At 62.4% G+C, this 19,397-nt stretch carries 14 protein-coding genes; 10 read left to right on the top strand and 4 right to left on the bottom strand.

Features of this window, described 5'->3' with window-relative positions; translation table 11 throughout:
* Window position 1 precedes the first annotated feature (1 nt).
* Window positions 2–1,303 carry an NtaA/DmoA family FMN-dependent monooxygenase gene (locus WDZ78_RS18035; protein ID WP_425673799.1) on the bottom strand — a complete coding sequence of 434 codons (1,302 nt, stop codon included), beginning with the start codon at window positions 1,301–1,303 and terminating at the stop codon, window positions 2–4.
* A 214-nt stretch (window positions 1,304–1,517) separates the two neighbouring features.
* On the opposite strand from WDZ78_RS18035, the gene WDZ78_RS18030 reads away from it, so the two are divergent.
* The 4 genes from WDZ78_RS18030 to WDZ78_RS18015 are packed head-to-tail and all read left to right on the top strand — an operon-like array spanning window position 1,518 to window position 5,365.
* Window positions 1,518–2,318, top strand: a complete 801-nt coding sequence (locus tag WDZ78_RS18030) for an ABC transporter ATP-binding protein (RefSeq protein WP_020010352.1) — start codon at window positions 1,518–1,520, stop codon at window positions 2,316–2,318.
* Window positions 2,315–3,328: a FecCD family ABC transporter permease gene (locus WDZ78_RS18025; protein WP_425673798.1), complete on the top strand. Its 1,014-nt coding sequence runs from the start codon at window positions 2,315–2,317 to the stop codon at window positions 3,326–3,328. Before WDZ78_RS18030 ends, WDZ78_RS18025 begins: the two co-directional genes overlap by 4 nt.
* Window positions 3,325–4,389, top strand: coding sequence for a FecCD family ABC transporter permease (locus WDZ78_RS18020; RefSeq protein ID WP_020010350.1), 1,065 nt, complete (start codon window positions 3,325–3,327; stop codon window positions 4,387–4,389). The genes WDZ78_RS18025 and WDZ78_RS18020 overlap by 4 nt, the downstream gene beginning before the upstream one ends.
* A gap of 22 nt (window positions 4,390–4,411) precedes the next feature.
* Window positions 4,412–5,365 carry an ABC transporter substrate-binding protein gene (locus tag WDZ78_RS18015; protein WP_425673797.1) on the top strand — a complete coding sequence of 318 codons (954 nt, stop codon included), beginning with the start codon at window positions 4,412–4,414 and terminating at the stop codon, window positions 5,363–5,365.
* Here WDZ78_RS18015 and WDZ78_RS18010 read toward each other — a convergent pair.
* Window positions 5,362–5,559: a hypothetical protein gene (locus tag WDZ78_RS18010; protein WP_425673796.1), complete on the bottom strand. Its 198-nt coding sequence runs from the start codon at window positions 5,557–5,559 to the stop codon at window positions 5,362–5,364. The genes WDZ78_RS18015 and WDZ78_RS18010 overlap by 4 nt on opposite strands.
* Window positions 5,560–5,586: 27 nt before the next feature.
* Here WDZ78_RS18010 and WDZ78_RS18005 point away from each other — a divergent pair, with 27 nt between their 5' ends.
* The 3 genes from WDZ78_RS18005 (at window position 5,587) to WDZ78_RS17995 (ending at window position 9,588) form a co-directional block, all read left to right on the top strand.
* The gene (locus tag WDZ78_RS18005; protein WP_425673795.1) at window positions 5,587–6,426 is read left to right on the top strand and encodes a siderophore-interacting protein; all 840 of its coding nucleotides are present in this window, start codon (window positions 5,587–5,589) and stop codon (window positions 6,424–6,426) included.
* On the top strand, window positions 6,419–6,697 hold the full coding sequence (locus tag WDZ78_RS18000) for a phosphopantetheine-binding protein (RefSeq protein WP_020010347.1): 279 nt from the start codon (window positions 6,419–6,421) through the stop codon (window positions 6,695–6,697). The genes WDZ78_RS18005 and WDZ78_RS18000 overlap by 8 nt, the downstream gene beginning before the upstream one ends.
* A 62-nt stretch (window positions 6,698–6,759) precedes the next feature.
* Window positions 6,760–9,588, top strand: a complete 2,829-nt coding sequence (locus WDZ78_RS17995) for a condensation domain-containing protein (RefSeq protein WP_425673794.1) — start codon at window positions 6,760–6,762, stop codon at window positions 9,586–9,588.
* Window positions 9,589–9,669: 81 nt separating this feature from the next.
* On the opposite strand, the gene WDZ78_RS17990 is transcribed toward WDZ78_RS17995, so the two are convergent.
* Window positions 9,670–11,016 (bottom strand): condensation domain-containing protein, encoded by a 1,347-nt coding sequence (locus WDZ78_RS17990; protein ID WP_026363644.1) that lies wholly within the window; start codon window positions 11,014–11,016, stop codon window positions 9,670–9,672.
* A 61-nt stretch (window positions 11,017–11,077) separates the two neighbouring features.
* Window positions 11,078–15,526: an amino acid adenylation domain-containing protein gene (locus WDZ78_RS17985; RefSeq protein ID WP_425673793.1), complete on the bottom strand. Its 4,449-nt coding sequence runs from the start codon at window positions 15,524–15,526 to the stop codon at window positions 11,078–11,080.
* Between the two features lie 81 nt (window positions 15,527–15,607).
* On the opposite strand from WDZ78_RS17985, the gene WDZ78_RS17980 reads away from it, so the two are divergent.
* From WDZ78_RS17980 to WDZ78_RS17970, 3 genes are all read left to right on the top strand, one after another.
* Window positions 15,608–16,783 carry an isochorismate synthase gene (locus WDZ78_RS17980; protein ID WP_425673792.1) on the top strand — a complete coding sequence of 392 codons (1,176 nt, stop codon included), beginning with the start codon at window positions 15,608–15,610 and terminating at the stop codon, window positions 16,781–16,783.
* 18 nt (window positions 16,784–16,801) lie between these two features.
* Window positions 16,802–18,427: a (2,3-dihydroxybenzoyl)adenylate synthase gene (locus WDZ78_RS17975; RefSeq protein WP_425673791.1), complete on the top strand. Its 1,626-nt coding sequence runs from the start codon at window positions 16,802–16,804 to the stop codon at window positions 18,425–18,427.
* Window positions 18,428–18,516: 89 nt separating this feature from the next.
* Window positions 18,517–19,386 carry an isochorismatase family protein gene (locus tag WDZ78_RS17970; protein WP_425673790.1) on the top strand — a complete coding sequence of 290 codons (870 nt, stop codon included), beginning with the start codon at window positions 18,517–18,519 and terminating at the stop codon, window positions 19,384–19,386.
* The last annotated feature ends 11 nt before the right edge of the window (window positions 19,387–19,397 follow it).

Here is a 19,397-nt window from a genome sequence, read left to right as displayed (position 1 = left end):
CCTATTCGGCCAGATGTTCCGCGAAGGTGCGGCCGGAATAGGCCGTGCGGAACAGCCCGGCATCGGCGAGTTTCGGCAGCAACCGCTCCAGCACCAGCCGCATTGATGCCACCGAACCGCCGGGCACCGCGACAAAACCGTCAATGGCGCCGGCCGCCGCCCATTCACGGATGGTCTCGAAAGCATCGTCAACCGTGCCGATGATCTGCCAATGGCCGGAACCCATCACCTCTGGCCGTCGCAGCAAATCGGCGACGCTCAGCGTCTCCCGTTCGATCAGCCGGCGCAGCAGATTTGCGTGGGTACGGCTTCTCGGTGTCTCCGGTGGCGGCGGCAGGTCAGATGCAGTCACGACCCGCTGCAATGGCCAGTCCGAAAGATCGAGGCCGGTCATATCGCGGATGGAGGCAAAGGCGCGGCCGCGGTTGGCGCGGGCATGGGTTTCCGCAAAGAGCTCCAGCGCCTCCTTGCCGCTATCCGCCAGATAAAGGCTGAGGCCCGGCATCAGCTTCACACCGTCGGGGTTGCGGCCATGGCCCTCAGCACGCCGCCGCAAATCCGCCCGGAGCTCGATGGCAGCCTGCATATCCGGCGTTGAGGCAAAGACGGCGTCCGCCACCGACGAGGCGAAATCACGGCCCTCGGGCGAAGCGCCCGCCTGCACCAGCGGAATACGGCTGGCATGGGCCGGCAGGTTGAGCGGGCCTTTCACACTGAAATGCCTGCCCTCATGCGCGACCGGATGCACCAGCGAGGAATCGGCGAACCGCCCGCTTTCCCTGTCGAGTTTAAGAGCTTCGTTTGGAAAACTCGCCCAGAGCTGCTGTACGACCTGCGTGAACTCGGCGGCGCGCTCATAGCGCTCCTGCGGTGAAGGCATCTCTCTCAGGCCGAAATTTTCGTGCCCGTCCAGCGCCGTAACGATGTTCCACCCCGCCCTGCCGCTGCTCAGCCAGTTCAGCGACTGGATCTGGCGGGCGACCACATAGGGCGGCAGAAACGTGGTCGACACGGTGGATAACAGGCCGACATGGCTGGTTTCCCGGGCGATGGCGGCGAGAAGCATGGTCGGGTCCATGCTGGCAAATCCGCCGCCGGTTTCCAGCCCCTCGGTGCGCAGGAAAAGTGTATCCGGCCTGAACACGAAATCCACATGCGCGGCTTCCGCGCGCTGCGCCAGATCGACAAAATAATCGCTGGAAAACACCCCGTTTATGCCGCTGTCGGCACGCCGCCACGCCTCGCCGCTGAGCCAGGTTGGGGCCAGCGACATGCCGACATGAAGCTTGGTCGCGACTGACATGATGCACCTCGACTGAAATAACCGGTAAGAAATTCACGCCCTGAATCGGCAAATTTCGATTTGTGGAGAGTTTTACTATAGTTTAGTGTCGCTTCAAGACCACACCGTCACCCTTGCCGGAAAGAAACACGTTTTCTGCAAGTCAGGTGTTTAAATTCAAATAGTTATAACGGCCTTGCGGCGTCTCGACGCATGGTCGCATGAATAACAGGAGTTGTATCCGGTGCTTGACGCCACGGACCTTCACGCCAGTTATGGCCATGTTCCCGTCTTGAGAGGACTGTCCGCCCGCTTCCGAGCCGGCCGCGTTACCGCGCTGGTCGGCCCCAATGGCTGCGGCAAGTCGACGCTGCTGAAGACCATCATGGGTTTCCTGCCTTTGTCATCAGGCAGGATAAGCCTGGGCGAGCGTTTGATCGGCGAGATCGGACGCCGGGACCTCGCCCGCCGCATCGCCTATCTGCCTCAGGAATGCCATTGCCCTGACTATATGACGCTTGGCGAGCTGATCGAGCTTGCCGGTTACGCCCGTTACGGTCTTGCAGGCGGTCCGACCGAACGCGACCGGGCGCTTTTTGCCGAGGCGCTGAAGACTGTCGGGCTGGAAGACAAGGCGAAAGCACAGGTCAACACGCTGTCCGGCGGCCAGCGCCAGCGCGCCTTCATCGCCATGGTTCTGGCGCAGGACACCGACGTGATCCTGATGGACGAGCCGGTCAACCATCTCGATATGAAATATCAATATGCCGTTCTCGGCCTCGTGCGCGAACTGAGCGACAGGCACGGTAAGACCGTTATCGTCGTGCTGCACGATCTCAACCTCGCCTCCACTTTCGCCGATGATGTCATCATGCTGAAGGCCGGGCGGGTTCTGGCGTCCGGGCCGGTGACGAGTACGGTCACATCAGCCAATGTCGCCGAGGTCTTCGATCTCGAAGCCGATATCTTCTCCCGTCAGGGACGGCTCATCTGCGTGCCCCGGCTGGAGCGGCAGGAACAGGCCATTCCGGCATGACCTCTAAAATAACGCTGATTTTCGCCGCCGCGCTGCTGCTGGCCGCCATCCTCATCTTCGATCTGGTGGTGATGGCTGCCGAAATGCCGCTTGCCGAAATCACGGCGACGCTCTGGCGTGGCGAGGCCGACACCTATCAGCAGTCGGTGCTTCTCTATCAGCAAATCCCACGCTCGCTGATTGCCATCTATGTGGGCGCCACCACGGCCGTCAGCGGCTGCGTGCTGCAGGGGCTTGTCCGCAATCCCCTCGCCTCGCCCGCAACGCTGGGGCTGAATGCCGGGGCGACGCTTTTTGTGATCGCGGGCGCGCTGGTGTTCGATTTCTCTCCCGAGGTGCAGGGGCTTGCGGCGCTCGCGGGCGCCGGTTTCGGCTTTGCCGCCTGCTTTTTCGTCGCGCGTCTCGCCGGACGATCAAACGATCCGCGCGGCCTGTCGCTCATCCTTTCCGGCGCGCTGGTTTCCATGCTGCTGATCGGCGTGACCAATGCGCTCATGCTTTCCAACCCCACGCGCCGCGCCGAATTCCTGAGCTGGGTGGGCGGCAATATCAATCATGTCTATGCTGAGCGCCTGTTCGATTTCTGGTGGATCGGCGCGATTGCGCTGGTGATATTGTGGGCGGTCGCCCGGCCGCTGACGCTTGTTCTGCTGGGCGCGGAAAAGGCCGCTTCCGCCGGTGTGAATGTCACGCGTATTTCCCGGGTTGCGCTTTTCGCCACCATGCTGGCCTCAGGCTCGGGGGTGGCGATCTGCGGCCCGATCGGTTTCGTCGGCCTCATCGTGCCGCATATGATCAGGCCGCTGGTGGGTGTGAATTTCACGCTCGCCTTGCCGGCGTCCGCCCTTGTCGGGGCAGGCCTCTGCGTGCTGGCCGATCTTGGCGCGCAAAACCTGTTTGCGCCCTATGTGGTCAATACCGGGCTGTTCATGGACCTGCTTGGCGGCCTCGTTTTCATCGTCATCGTCAAACGCTTCTATCTTTCGCCCTCGGCAAGGGGGCTTTCATGAAGCGGCATTTCGCCACCGATGGCAAAGCGGTGCTGCGGCTGCCGAGCGGCCTGCAGATCGGCATCGGCAATCTGAAAGCCGGCCTTGTCTTGATTGCGCTGGTGCTGGTGCTCGCCGCCCTGTCCGCCAGCCTCGGCAATACCGAAACCGGCCTTATCGAGCTGCTGCGCGGCCTCGCCGGCGGGCATCTCAGCGACGATCAGGCCTATGCGCTGTGGACGGTGCGGCTGCCGCGCATCCTGCTCGGTTTCATGGCCGGTTGGAGCGTGGCGCTGGCAGGCGCGATGCTGCAATCCGTCGCCCGCAATCCGCTGGCAGATCCCGGGCTCTTCGGTCTGAGCCAGGGGTCAATGACCACCATCATGCTGCTTCTGGTGCTGGTGCCGGCCGCCCCCAAGACCCTGGTGGCGCTTGCGGCTATCGGCGGCGGTCTTGCCGTGGCCTTTCTTCTCATCGCACTCGTCGGGCGCGAACGCTCGAGCGGTCTAGCCATATTGCTGATGGGGATCGCAATCGAATCAGCGCTTTCCTCCGTCTCATCGGTGCTTCTGCTCTATACGCCGGCCGAAACCTCGCTGGCCCTGGCGGACTGGATGGCGGGTTCGCTGTTTCAGGCAAGCTGGCCGACCATCCTCGTTTTCGCACCCCTCTTCGGTGCAAGTCTTCTGGGTATTTTTCTCATCGGCCGGGCGCTCGCCGTTTTCGATCTCGGCAATGAAATGGCCATGGCGCTTGGCGAAACGGTCAGGCATTCGCGCCCGCTCGTCATTGTTTTTGCAGTCATCCTCAGCGCCGCTTCCGTTACCGCCGTCGGCCCGCTGACCTTTCTCGGTGTCATCGCCCCGCATCTCGCCACCTTCGTTTCGCCGGCAGTCGGCCGCGCCAGGCTTTTCCTCTCGGGGCTTACCGGCGGCATATTGGTGGTAACCGCCGATACGCTGTCGCGCGGGCTGGTGGCCGATACGCCGATGCCGATCGGCCTTGCGCTGACGCTGATCGGCGTGCCGCTTTTCATCCTCACGCTGCGCCTGCAGGCGCTTCGCAGAAACAACAGCCACTGAAAAAATCAATAAAGGGAATGCCATGCGAATTGCCATCCTCATCGCCGCCCTTCTGGCCGCCGGAACCAGTCTCGCCGCCGAGCGAACCGTGACCGATGCCGCCGGCCGCACCGTCTCCGTTCCGGAAAAGCCGCAGCGCATCGTCGTCATGCACGAGCCGCTCTTGGGAGTGCCGCTGATGGATCTCGACGCCAATGTGGTTGGCGCCTATGGCCGCAACAGCGACGGCAAATTCGCAACCGCCGTCGATTTCATCGATACGGTTCTCGGCGAGGGCCGCACGAAACCCAAGGGGTTTGGCGCTGTCGGCCAGATCGATCTCGAGAAGCTGCGGGCGCTGCAACCGGACCTGATCGTTGCCACCGAAATGGATAGCGGCAAGGCCGCGCAGCTTTCCACCGTCGCACCCGTCTATCTGCAAAAGGCAAGCGCCGGCAAAGCCTATGGCTTCAGCGTGGAGGAGGACCTTGCCGGTCTGGTCGGGCGAAGCGATGTCTTTGCGGAGCGCCGGAAGACCTATGAAACGAAGCTTGCCACGGTCAAAAAGGCGCTGGGCGAAGAGGCGAAAGGCAAGACCTATCTGGCGATCCTGCTGACCGACCAGATCAACGCGGTGGGTGACATGTCCGGCGCAGTGCAGGCGCTGGAGGATCTGGGATATGCCCGCCTGAAGATCGACAATGCCGCCTCTTCCGGCGGAATGGGCTCGACCCTGGTGATACCGCTCAGCGCCGATGCCTTCGGCAAGCTCAATCCCGATCTGCTTGTCGTGATGAACAGCTATACCAGCCCCGCCCGCGGCGAGGCGGGAACGCGCGCCGCACTTGAAAAGATCATTCCCGGCTGGGAACGCTTCGTGAAGCCGGCCCGCGAGGGCAGGATCGTTTTCCTCGATTCCACCAGGGTGACGACGCCTTCCGTTCCGAGCGCACTGCACACATTGGATGAGGTGGAAAGCTGGGCCAGCCGCCGCTAATCGGCCAGCGGCAATTCAGCAGAAATCGGCGGCGATATAAACTTGAGTTTTTGAAGAAAGTTATATTGCAGCAGCGAAAACTGCCTGTTATGGTTCGCGCATCTTGACGCAACAAGGCCGGATCGCTCGCCGGAAAATTCCGACGCGCGATCGTCCGGCCCGCCGATCCGGGACTGCGACACCGCCGACCCCATCGGCAATATCCCAGGAAAGACAACAGCATGAGCATGCCAGAAACGATAGGTTCCGCAGCACCGGACCGCACGCCCAAACGCCATCGCCACGCCGTCGCGCTGCGCGCACTCCATGTCACGCGTGTCGAAAAGCTCAGCCGGTCCATGGTGCGCATCGTCCTGACGGGGCCGGAACTGGAGGGTTTTGTGAGCCTCGGTTTTGACGACCACGTCAAGATGTTCTTTGCCCAGCCCGGCGAAACCGAACCGAGCCTGCCGGTGATCGGCCCGAACGGCATTGAATTCCCGGAAGGCGCGCCGCGCCCGCTGGCGCGTGACTACACGCCGCGCAGCTTCGATGCCGAAAAAGGCGAACTCGCCATCGATTTCGCCACCCATCACGACGGCCCCGCCAGCAACTGGGCGAAAGCCGCAAAGGTGGGTGACAAGGCGTGGATCGCCGGTCCGCGCGGCTCCTTCACCGTTCCCTTCACCTATGACTGGCATCTGCTGATTGCCGACGATACCGGCCTTCCCGCGCTGGCGCGGCGACTGGAGGAAATGCCCGAGGGCACCCGTGTCGTGGCGCTGATCGAGGTCGAGACGGATGCGGATCGGCTGGAACTTACGACGAAGGCGGACGCCTCGATTGTCTGGGTAACGCAGAAGACAGAAAGCGGAACCGATCCCGACGCATTGGCGGGCGCGCTGCGCAAGCTGGAGCTGCCGAAGGGCGATTTCTCCAGCTGGGTCGCCTGCGAATCGAAGGCCGCCAAGGAGGTTCGCGCCCTTCTGGTCGAGGAGCTCGGCGCCAATCCCAAATGGACGCGCGCTTCCGGCTACTGGCGTCGCGGCGCCAGCGGCGTTCACGATCATTTCGATGAATGAACCGGTAATCGCGGCGGGTGCCATGCTGGAAGCGAAAACGATGATGATGGAGCTCAAGGCCCTTCTCGCCAGGGTTCTTGATGATGAGGTGCGCGATATCGAACCGGGGGACAACCTGTTCGGTCGCGGCCTTCATTCGCTTGCACTCATGCGCCTCATCCCGCCGCTTTCGCAGCTTGCGGGAGTGCGGCTGGAATACGACAATCTGGCCCGGCAGCCCACGCTTGCCGCCTGGCAGGCGCTCATCGAACGGTCGCGCGCGGGGCATTGATCCCGCCAAACAGATCAGCCGCTTCCCCAGGGCGGCAGCCGAATATTTCCAAGGAGAGGACCATGGCAGCAGACAATATAGGTGTGCTCGCACGTCGCATCGAAGAAACCTTCGACAAGGCGGATGCCGCCCCGCCGAGCCAATACGAAGAAAGGGTCTGGTTCGAGCAGTTTCAGGATCCCGATCAGGTCTTCCGGCAGCTTCTGGCCTATCGCATCGGTGAAGAATGCGATCTGCTGCGCCTGACCTCGGCGCTGAAGACGGTTTGCGAGGGCTGGCCCGAGCTTCGTGCACGCTTCGCCTTCGGCGAGGACGGCACGCTTGCCAAGAGCATCGAAGCCCCGTCCGCATCCATCGTGCAATTGCTGCATGTTCCCTCTGCAGGCGAGGCCCTCACCTTGCTGCACGACCTTCAGGCAAGACCCTTCGATGCCGAAATCGACCCGCCGTTTCAGGCCGTCGTGCTCTTAAGCGAAGGAGAAATCCTGCTGGCGTTTCTGGTCCACGGCCTGCTCGGCGAAGTCCTCTCGCCGCAGATCCTGCTGGAAGGCATCGCGGCGGCCTATGCCGGTGAGACGCCGAAACCGCTTTCGCCGCGTGCGATCGAAAGTGGCAGCATCGACCCGCTTCCGCTCGGCTGGCTGCAACGTCCGGCGTCCGGCTCGACCGTCGTGGCGCTGCGGCAAAACGGGATCGACAGGCCGGCAAGCCACAGCCACGGCGTCGATCTTCCCGCAACCCTGCTCGGCCTCAACAATTCCACGGCGGCGAATGCGCTTCTGGCCCGCGCCGGATCGCGTTTTGCCCTTTTCCTCGCAAAAAACGGTGATCGGGAGACAGTAACCCTGCGCCTGCAGCCGAGCGTAGCCATGCCAATTTCAGCCGAGGCGGCAGCACAGGTGGCGATCTCCCGCGACCAATCGCCCGAACAGGCTGAAAATGCAGTGCTGACAGGGCTGGAACAGCGAAATGACAATGAAGGTGGAACCGCCGCCTTCACGCTGCACGCGCTTGCGACACCCGCTCAGGCCGTATCCGAGCATGGCCTCCAGTTTGAGCATCTGCCCCTGCCCTCCCTGCAGTCCGGTCTCGGCCTGACCCTTGCTGCCGGTCCGACATCGACTGGCGATATCCGCCTCGAACTGACGGGCGGCAAGGAGACATCGCCGCACGCGACGGCCTTCCTCTTGGAGCGTTTCGTCAGCCATCTTGAAGGCGGCGCGGATTTTTCCGGCATCGTCCATCAAAACGCCTCGCCAGCTTCGGAGCATGCAGCCCTTTCGCCTGCCGCGTCCGGTCAGAACAACGACACCGCCGCGACGATCCTTGCCGAATTCCGCGAAGCACTTGCTTCGCCGGACATGGGACCGGATGATGATTTCTTCGATTTCGGCGGCCATTCGCTGATCGCCACCCGCATCATCGGGCGTCTTCTCGCCAATCACGGCATCGAGTTGCGCTTCAACGATCTCTTCAGCTACCCGACCGCCGCCTCGCTCGCAAAACAGGCGACCCGGCTTGAAACCGCGGCGCCCGCGCAGGCCGAGGCTACGGCGAACGGCTCTCTGACTGCGCCGCTTTCGCTGGCGCAGATGTCGCTCTGGAAGGCCTATGCCGCCTTCGGTTTCGGCGAAATCTTCAACATTCCCTTCGCGCTCGATTTCCTTAATCCCGTGGATGAGAATGCCTTCGAATGCGCCTTCCTCGATATCATCGAGCGCCACCCCGGCCTGCGGACCCATTTCTACGTCGAAAACGATACGGTTCTGCAAAAGATCGTGCCGATGCATGATCTGCCCGGTTACAAATGGTTCTGGACCAGTGAAGAAAGCCAAGGTGTTGATCGGAATGCGGAGGCCGGCTGGCGCTTCGATCTTGCGCGTGAACTGCCGATGCGGCTGCGCTTCCTTAAGGATGCGCAGACCGGCCGCCAGGTGCTTTCCTTCCTCTTCCATCACATCGTGCTGGACGAATGGTCGGTGAACCTGGTGATGGACGAGCTGACCGAGGCCTACCGGGCAAGGGCTGCGGGCAAGGCCCCGGTCTTTGCGACCAGGCCGGCGCCCTTCCATGAGTTTGCGAGAAAACAGGTCGCGTCAGGTGTGAATGCCAGCCACCTTGCCTATTGGACCGATATGCTGCGGGATGCGCCGAAAGGCCTTACCCTCCACGGGCGGAATGGCACACGGCACGAGGCATCGCAGGACGAAGCACCGGCAGGCGGCTGGATCGAGTTCAAGCTGGGAAAACATGTCAGCGATGGGCTTTACGCCATTGCCAGGCAGAACAGCGCCTCGCTGTTCAACGTGGTTTACGCCGCCATTGCCGCGTCGCTGCGCCATCTCGGCGGGTTGAGCGACCTTGTGGTCGGCACTTCTGCTTCGGGCCGCACGGACAGCGGTTATTTCGATACGATCGGTTATTTCACCACTGTCGTCGCCCATCGCGTGCGTTTCGGCGAGACCATGACCATTGGCGAACTGATTTCTTCGGTGAAGAACACCATCAACGGCTCGCTGGAACACAGCGAGATTCCGATTGATCTCGTTGAGGAGGCGCTGGGCATGACGCCCGGCCGCGATCATCTGTTCGAGGTCTTCATTCAGATCCACGCCAAGAACAAGCTGAACGGCACCCTTGCCGGGCCGGATGGCAAGCCGGTGGAATTCCGCCAGATCGACCCCGACAAGCATGAATCCATGCTGGGGCTGCAATTCGAGGTGATGGAGGAGACGATCGGCGGCGAGCGTTCCATTCGCGTCTTGATGAGCTACCGTTCGGACCGCTACGGCCCTGACGATGTCGAGCGGCTGCGCCACACCACCAGCCGCATCTTCGCCCGTTTCGCAGAAAACGGCGCTTCGAACCGTGTGCTGACGACACTCGCCTGAGCCGGACACAGGCAAGGAAAACCCGGCTTTGCGTCGCAGAGCCGGGTTTAGTTTGTTGACAAGTCCCTTGTCTGCCTTCGCTTAAACCGCCAGACGGAACGTCGTGGACGCCTGCGCCGCCGCAAGCGTCAGCGCCTCCTCGCGCAGCATGGCGTCGAGGAACAATGGCAGCTCCTCGCGGTAGCGGGCAAAATCCTCCGCTGGCGTCAGCGCCGAATCCGCATCGATATGCAGGTTCAGTTCGCTACCGTCGTCCTCGCCGCGGAAGGTAAGGTTAAACCCGTCACCGGGACCATTGGCAAGAATGTGCCTGATAACGGTAAGCCCCGCAAAAACCGGTGCGCTGAAGGGCAGGACATTAATGAGCGGCGAGAAGAAGAAACGCCGGCCCTTCGGGATTTCCCGATCGGCGGCGATCTGCTCGATGCGGTAGCGGCCATGCAGGCGCTGCTTGCGCAGATTGGCGGCGTTGCGCGCCAGAAATTCACCGAGGCTCTCACCCGGCTCGACGGTGAGATGGAAGGGCAGGATATTGACGAGCATCGCCGGCATATGCGCACCGACGCTGCCCCAGCGGCTCATGAAAGGCAGCCACAAGGTCAGCACATCGCGATCCGGACGCGGCAGAACACGGTGGAGATAAAGGCCTGAGAGCAGTACCAGAAGATCCGGCCAGCCGATCTCCAGCGCACCCGCCACCTGCTGCAACCGCGTGCTGAACCCCTGCGGCAACGCCGCGTCCGTATGCAGGCCGCCGCCGCCATAGTCCTCGCAATCCTTGTCCAGCACCGGCAGATCGGCGGGTGCGGCGAGATAGGCCGCCCAGAAATCACGGTCCTTCTCGAAACGCCGGCTTTGCCTGTAGGCATCTTCTTCGGCAAGGAAATCACCGAAGGGGTGGAAATCCGGACCCGCTTCGCCGTTGCCGCAATAGTGCCCGTAAAGCTGTCCGCAACGCTGCTCGACCAGCGTCAGCCCATAGCCATCCACGACGATGTGGTGGGCGCGGATGTACCAGAGATAACGGTCATCGGCGATGCGGTAGAGCAGCTGGGCCGAAAGCCTGTCGGTTCTGAGATCGAGCCTTGCTTCCACATCTGCGTTCATGCGCCGCAGCGCCTCTTCCAGGGGAGCGGGACTGGTGCGCAGATCGACCAGTTCCACCACCGGGGCATGGCTTGGATCGCAGCATTGCTGCGGTGTCTCGCCATCGCCGCCAATCCGGAAACGGATCGACAGGACTTCGGATTCGCGCACGGTGCGTTTGATCGCCTGAAGGAGCGCGCTTTCATTCACCGCACCGGAAAGATCGATGTAATGGGCGACGGTGGAAACCGGCTCGTCGGGATGGAAGGAAAACTCCTCCCAGAAATCGAGTTGCGGCTGCGTCAGTGGAAGCCAGTCGCCGGCAGGATCGATATGCGCCATCTGTTTTTCCTTGAACAATTCCTGTTATCGGGCGCGAAATCCCGCCCGAAATGATTTGGGTTCACGCCGCCCGGGCGGCCAAAAGTGAGGTCACCTGTCTGGCGCTGCGGCACCGCAGAAGCTGCTGCGGCGTCAGTTCCACGCCGAAGGCAGTGCGGATTTCAGCCGAAACGATCTTCAGATGCGAAGGCAAAAGACCGAGCGCCAGCAGGTCGCTGTTCGCATCCACATTCGCCGGTTTTTTACCCAGCACGCCAAGATAGATATCCAGCACCCGGCGGTCGCCCTGATCGGCGGCGGGGGCCGCAGGGGCGGAGATTCTTGCCGGTTCCGCAGAACTGGTCAGCAATTCACGGGCGCGACGGCGATCCGGCTTGCCATTGGCCGAGAGCGGCAGATCGTCGACCTTGAGAAACCGGCCGGGCACATGCGATTCCGGCAGATGGCCCCGGGCAAAATTGCGCAGATCGGCGGTGGAGAGTTCGAGGCCGGGCGAAACGACGTAGAGCACACCGATGGCCGCCTCGCCCTTTTGCTCGATACCGTAATCCACCACCAGAACGCGCTGAATGGAAGGATGGCGGATAAGCTCGTTTTCCACATCCGGCAGCGAAACGCGCACGCCGCGCACCTTGACGTAGCCATTGACGCGGCTCGCAAACATGATCCTGCCATCCGGCCGGTAGCGGCCACGGTCTCCGGTGCGGAAGGCGCGCACGGGCTTTCCCTCGGGATCGACAACCGTCACGAAATCCGTCTGGGTAATCGCGCCATCTTCGAGATAGCCGATCGACACATTCACGCCGGCCGTGTGGATGCGGCCAACGACGCCAGCCGGGCAATGGTCGCCCCGATCGTTAAGGACGAAATATCGATTGGCGGGCAGCGGGTGGCCATAGGGCACGGCTACTACATCTTCCGCAACGATCTCGTGCCAGATGCTCCAGATCGTCGTTTCCGTCGGCCCGCCGAGCGATATCAGCCGCAGATCGGCCTTCAGCCCGCGAAGCTCTTCGACAATCATCGGCTTGATGTAGTCGCCACCCTGCGCGACGAGCCGCAGCGACGAGAGCTGGTCACCACGGCGGCAGGAGAGAAGCATTTCGAGGATGGCCGGCACCGAGCACCAGAGCGTGACGCCATGTTCGGCCACCAGCTCGTTCCAGCGCACCGCGTCCTTTTCCTCGCCCGGTTCCGGCAGCACCAGCGTCGCCCCTGCGACAAGCGCGCCGAAGACATCGAAGACGGACATATCGTGATGCAGCGGCGTGACTGACATGAACACGTCACTGCCTGTCACCGCCCATTCCGCAAGCGTGCTGCCGATGACATTGGCGGTGGCGCGGTTGGAAAGCACGACGCATTTCGGTTTGCCTGTCGTACCCGACGTATAGAGATAATAGGCAGGCTCCTCGTTTAGGGAAAGCGCTGCCATCTCCGCCATGGTAACGGGCGCACCAGCCGGCGCGGGCGCGGACAGAAGCTCCGCCGGATCGACAGCCTCAAAACCCTGCGGGACGCTGCGGGCGACGATGACGGCCGGGCGGCAATTGGCCAGCAGGTAGCGCAGGCGATCTTCCGGCGAGCCGGCATCGACCGGCACCCAGACCGCTCCCATAAATGCTGCGGCGAGCGTGATGGCCGTATGTTCCGGGCTGCGCGGCAGGCAAACAGCCACGACATCGCCCCGGCCGATGCTGCGCGCCTTAAGGCCCGCCATCGCCCCGGCCACCATCTCTCCCAGCTCCCCATAGCCGATGCGCCGCTTGCCGCTGACGAGCGCCGTGCGTGACGGGTCACCCTCGAAAAGATGGCCGGCGATCCGCTCCAGAAATGGCGGGCAGACGAAGCTGCGCTCGTCACCATTCAGCCTGTAATGGGACAGGTCGACAATATCGCGCCTATTGAAGGAGTAAGCGCCGCTATCCGCGATCCCGGCAATCGCACGCTCGATGGCTGCGAGAATATCCGCCACCATCGCCGCATCGATCGCCTGCTCCGCATAGTCTATATCGAGGACAAGATCGCCCTGCGGATTCTGCGAAAAGCGGAAATCCAGCGCCACCTGCGGCGTCTGCGTAAGCCCACCCATCCATCGCATCTCCGATTCGGGCGAGAGCGTCGGCCAGGTCAGACCGTTGGTAATCACGACGGGCAGAGCGAGCCCGCCCGGATTGGCATTGAGAAGCACGCGATTGAGATCGATGCCCGAAAAAGCCAGATGGTTCAGGCCATCAAGCACATCCGTCTGGAGGCCTGCCGCCCGCTCCGCAAAGCTGCCTTTGGCCGCATCCCATTGGACGGCGATGAAGCTCGAGCGGTTGGCGAAGGCCCCTTCCACCTGCGGCGCAACAGGAATGCCGACGACAAGAGCGCCTTCATTGAGCCAGAGTGAGAGCACATCGAGGATCACTGCCGTCAGCGCCGAATTCTTGAACAGCCGCTCTTTTGCACCGATCCGCGAAAAGGCGGTGAAGCGCTGCTTTTCGACGAGCAGGCTCTGGCGGCCGTAACGCGACGTGGCAATGGTTTCGAGCGGCGCTTTCCAGGGTAGTTGCGAGGGCACCTCGGCATCTTTCAGCTTGTCCGCCCAATAGGCAGCGTCCAAGGCGCGGGCCGCCGAGATATCCTCCTTCGGCGTTCCGGTCACAGCGGCGGGTTGCGGCGGCAGGAGGCCGTCGAAGAGTTCCGCCGCAAGGCTGGCAATGGCCCGCCCATCAAGGATAAGCGCATCGAAACGCAGGAAAACGACGACTTTATGCCCCGCCGTCCCGGTATCCGGCATATGGAAGATCGTGACCTGCCATGGCGATGCCGCGAGATCGAAATGTGCATGGGAAAAATCCCGTCGCGCCGCCGCGATCCTTGCCTCGGCTTCCGGAACAGACAGGGCCGAAAGATCGACACTATCGAGATTGATCTTCGGCTCGTCGGAGACCATCTGCGCCAGACGCCGCTCATCGATGCGGGTACGCAGGCTTTCATGTCTCCCGACCATTGCGGCAAGGCGCGACTGCAACAGCTCCAGGTCGATATTGCCGCGATATTCGCGGAACTCCTGCATCGCCACGCCGCTGAGCGGCAGATGGGTGCCGCGCCCGAGCAGATAGGCCTGTTGCAGGGGTGAGAGTGGACGTTCCATGGGTTTTCCTTTTGCCTCGGCTGCCGCTTCCGGCTGCCGTGCGACCAATCGCTCCACGCTTGCAGAAGTAAGATCGGGGCTTTCCGCGAGCCGGCGGAGAAGAGCGACGTAGGTTTCGAACAAAGCGCGCAGCCAGCTCTCCGGCAGCACATCGAGCCGCACGTCCCAGTTGATCAGCAGGCCACCATCCAGAGCCGCCACCTGCGCATCCAGCGCGACGCCCGGCCCCTGCGAGACGGTGTGGACCATCGGGCCGAACAACCGCCCGACCCGTTCCGAAAACAGCTCTCCGCCCGGAAGATCGACCCCGGCGGTAAAGACCACCTGCGAGGTCTGCAAACCACCGCGCAGGCGGGAGAGATCGCGCATGACGCTGACGCCCGGATAGGACTGGTGCGCGAGAAGGCCGTTCATTTCATCGAACAGCCGGCCGAGCAGCGCCTCGACGCTTTCTTCAGGCCTGATTTCCACGCCGAGCACGAGCACGTTGGAAAATTCGCCGACGATCTCATCGACCCCTTCCACCAACGGCGCGCGCCAGAAACCCGGCACGGAAAGCCGGAATTTCTCCGCCCCCGCCGCCTGCGACAGAGCCACCGCGAAAACGCCGAGCAGAAGGGTCGATGGCGTCACGGAGCAGCGCCGCGCCGTCCGCTCCAGACTGCCGCGCTCGGCCGCTGAAAGCAGCGTGGCGAGCCGGTCCGTGCGAACGGCGCGCGAGGGGTCATCGGGCAGAAACGGCAGCGTTGGAGCGTCCGGAACATCGGCAAGCCGTTGCCGCCACCATAAACGGTCCCTTTCGCGCCGGCCCCTCAAGTCAGGATCGGACGCAAGACGTTCCGCCCAGTCGAAAAACGAGGGGGGCACTGATTCGAACGTCTGGGTTTCGCCTACGCCTGCCGCCGTCTCGTAGAAGCGGACAAGGTCTTCCATCACGATCCGCACGCTGGCCGGATCGATGGCAAGCATGTCCGTGTCCACATGCAGACGGCAACGCCCTTCCGGCAACAGGCTGAGCGAAATCGCCGCTGGTGCGGCAACACGAAGATCGGCCCGGCGATGGCTCCACTCCTCGCGTTTCGTCTCAAGACGGCGAGCAAGCGCCTCCGAATCAAGCGCGGTCATATCTTCCACATCGAGGCGGAGCCGCCGACCGAGGGGATCGACAGACTGACACCCTTCGGCGTCGATCCGGAGGCTCAGCATCGGGTGACGCCGGCAGAGCCTTTCAACGGCAACGGCCAGTTTTTCCGCATCCACGGCCTGGCCGTCGAATTCGAGGTAGAGATGCGGCGTAACTTTCCCGAGTATTCCATCCGCCTCACGGCCGACCCAATAGGCCACCTGCATCGGGGTTAAATTTAGCATGTGAATTTGTACCGGTTGACAAAACATGATTAGCATACTCAAGTATAAGCCATCGTCAACCACTCGCACAGGAGGCATCCCATGAAAACGGGAGCACTCAGGACGAATGACGTCGAATCCGACGAAATTACTGAATTTAATAGAGAATTTCTGTTTACTTCCGGCAGCGGGCAATTGCGCGCCAAGGGCATTCGCGAAAGGATCGCGATTCCCGCCCGGGGCGGCGAAGACATTGCCAGCCCGCTGCAGCAGGCACTGGCCGGCGCCTTCGAGCGTGCGCAGCGGGAGGGACAGGAGAACCCCATCGCCATCGGCGCTATCCCCTTCGATGTCAGCGAACCTTCATGCCTGTATATTCCATACAACCATGAATGGAATTCCAAAGATGCGGAACCGATCGTCGCCGATTCGGCCATGCCCGCACTTGTCGGCCAGAACAGCCTGCCGGACGAGAGCGGTTTCAAGCACGCCGTCGAACATGCCATCGTCAATTTCCGCCATTCCGAAGTCCGCAAGGCGGTGCTTTCCGTCATGCGTGAACTGACTTTCGCCTCCGAGGTCAATGTCGAAAGATTGCTGGCGAGCCTCGCCAAGCAGAACCGCGAAGGTTACCAGTTCCGCATTCCGCTTCCCGACGGCGGCGACCTGATCGGCGTCAGCCCGGAACTCCTGATCCGCAAGCAGGGCGAGAAAATCATCTCGAACCCGCTGGCGGGATCGGCAAAACGCATGGTTGATCCGGCAGCGGACAAGGCCAATGCGGATCGGCTCTCGGCTTCCGAAAAGGACCATTACGAGCACAGCCTGGTGATCGAGGATATCCGCTCGCTGCTTTCGCCGGTCTGCGCCGAACTCGATGTTCCCGACAAACCCTCCCTCATCAACACCGCCGCGCTCTGGCATCTTTCAACGCGTATCGAAGGCCGCCTTGCCGATCCCGAGACCAATGCGCTGCAGCTTGCTTGCCTGCTGCACCCCACACCGGCCGTCTGCGGCTTCCCCACCGAGCGCGCCCATCGCCTCATCCGCTTTGTCGAGCCTTTCGAGCGCGGCCTCTTCACCGGCATGGTCGGCTGGACGGATTCTGAAGGCAATGGCGAATGGGTTGTGACCATCCGTTGCGGCACCGTGCAGCGCGAAACCGTGCGGCTCTTCGCCGGCGCCGGCATCGTGGAGGCCTCGGAGCCCGAATCCGAATGGGCCGAGGTGCAGACCAAACTCAAGACCATGCTGAACGCCTGCGGTCTTTCTGCCTAATTTTCCCAGGAACGAACCATGACAATCGAATTTGAACGCTGGCCCGACGATCTCGTTCGCCGATACCGCGAACGCGGTTACTGGATCGACCGGCCGCTGAGCGGCATCCTTACTGAGCAGGTGGAGCGTCGGCCGGATGCGACGGCGCTGATCTGCGGCGACCGCCGCTTCAGCTATGCCGATCTCGACCGGCAATCCTCCAATCTTGCCGGCCATCTCTCCGCCGCCGGCATTGGCAAGGGTGACACCGCGCTGGTGCAATTGCCTAACATCGCCGAGTTTTATCTCGTCTTTTTCGCGCTGATGAAAATCGGCGCAGCCCCCGTCAACGCACTTTTCAGCCATCGCCGGCTGGAAATGACCTCCTATGCGGAGCAGATTGCACCGAAGCTGGTGATTGCCTCGCGCAGCCACGAGCTTTTCGCCGATGACGCATTTGTGGAGACGCTGAAAGCGGTCTCCCCGAAGCTTGCGGTGACCCTGCTGCTCGGCGAAGCGGATCCGCAGCGCAGCCTTGAGCGGATGCTTGCCAATCCCGCCGAAAACCCGCCCGCCTATGCCCCTTCGGCGGCGGACGAGGTGGCGTTGTTCCAGCTTTCCGGCGGCAGCACCGGAACCCCGAAACTGATCCCCCGGACGCACAACGACTATGATTACAGCGCCCGGGCCAGCGCGGAGATTTGCGAACTCTCGTCTGAGACCCGTTTCCTTTGCGCCATTCCGGTGGCGCACAATTACCCGATGAGCTCGCCCGGCGCGCTCGGCGTTTTCCACGCCGGCGGCGCCGTGGTCATGGCCGCCAATCCGGAGCCGCTTTCCTGCTTCGATCTCATCGAAAAACACGAGATCGACATGGCGCCGCTGGTGCCGCCGGCCGTGGCGCTGTGGCTGCAGGCTGCACCCGCCCATCGCGAACGGTTGAAATCCCTCAAGCTGCTGCAGGTCGGCGGCGCAAGCTTTGCCGAAGCCCTGGCCCGCCAGGTGCCGGAAGTGCTGGGCTGCGACCTGCAGCAGGTATTCGGCATGGCGGAAGGGCTGGTGAACTACACCCGCTCCGGTGATCCCGACCACATCGTCTTCACCACGCAAGGGAGGCCGATCAGCCCGGACGACGAGATCCGCATCGTCGATGAGGACGGCAACGACGTGCCCGAGGGCGAAGCAGGCATGCTGGCGACCCGTGGCCCCTATACGTTCCGGGGATATTACCGCGCGCCCGAACACAGCGCCCGGGTCTTCGACAGGGATGGGTTCTATTATTCCGGCGATGTCGTGCAGCGCACGCCCGAAGGTTATCTCCGGGTCGTCGGCCGGGTGAAGGACCAGATCAATCGCGGCGGCGAAAAGGTCGCTTCGGAGGAGGTCGAAAACCTTATCCTGCGACATCCGGACGTCACCCATGCCGCGCTGGTGGCGATGCAGGACGAACTGCTTGGCGAAAAGAGCTGCGTCTTCGTCGTTTCCCGCAATCCCGCGCTCAAGGCGCCGGCCATCCGCCAGCATCTCGCCGGTCTCGGCGTCGCGGATTACAAGTTGCCGGATCGCGTCCGTTTCATCGAGGCCATGCCGCTCACCGCCGTCGGTAAGATCGACAAGAAACGTCTGCGCGACCTGCTTGTGACACCCGCCGCCATCAGCGCCTGACACGCGGCACAAACAAAGGGGGCGCTCAAAAAGAGCGTCCCGAAACCCGAGATTAAGCGCCCCTGGCGCAGCAAACCACCGAGGTCATCATGACAATCCCCAGTATTTCCGACTATCCGATGCCGGTCGCCGCAAGCTTTCCGGCCAACAAGACAAAATGGCAGCCCGATGCGAAACGGGCCGTACTCCTCATCCACGACATGCAGCGTTATTTCCTGCGGTTCTATGAGGCCGACGGCAAGCTGATGACCACCCTCATCGACAATCTCGCAAAGGTGAAGGCATGGGCGGTTGAGAACGGCGTACCTGTTATCTACACCGCCCAGCCGCATGACCAGCCGCCTGGCGACCGTGCGCTCCTCAATGATATGTGGGGACCGGGCCTCACCGTCGTCGATCCAGAACTGCAGAAGGTCGTGGATAAGCTCGCCCCGACGCCTGACGACGTGGTGCTGACCAAATGGCGTTACAGCGCCTTCCAGCGTTCCGACCTTACTGAGCGCATGAAGGGCTGGGGCCGCGACCAGATCATCGTCGGCGGCGTTTACGCCCATATCGGATGCATGATGACGGCGGTGGAAGCTTTCATGAAGGATATTCAGCCCTTCATGATCGGTGACGGCGTTGCTGATTTTTCCGAGGCCGAACACCGCATGGCCCTGCAATATGTGGCGACGCGCTGCGGCGTGGTGATCGACACTGCAAGCCTCGTCGGCGCGGGAGAAGCCACCGGTATCAGCGAATGGCTGAAAGCCCGCGTCCTGCAGATGGTGGAGGATGAAAGCGACATCGACCCCGACGAGAACCTGATCTTCTACGGCCTTGATTCCCTGCAGGTGATGAAGCTTGCCGGCGAACTGAAGGAGCGTGGTGTCACCGTCGGTTTCGATGAACTTGCGCGTGTGCCCACACTTTCCGCCTGGTGGGCGCTGATCGAAGAAAAGCGGCTCGCAGCCTGAGCGGACGGACA

Origin of the sequence: Agrobacterium sp. M50-1, from assembly GCF_049843495.1 — a bacterium.
In the GTDB taxonomy this organism is placed as follows: domain Bacteria; phylum Pseudomonadota; class Alphaproteobacteria; order Rhizobiales; family Rhizobiaceae; genus Agrobacterium; species Agrobacterium radiobacter.
The sequence above is the reverse complement of the archived record's forward strand: the minus strand, read 5'-3'. Positions and strand labels throughout refer to the sequence as shown.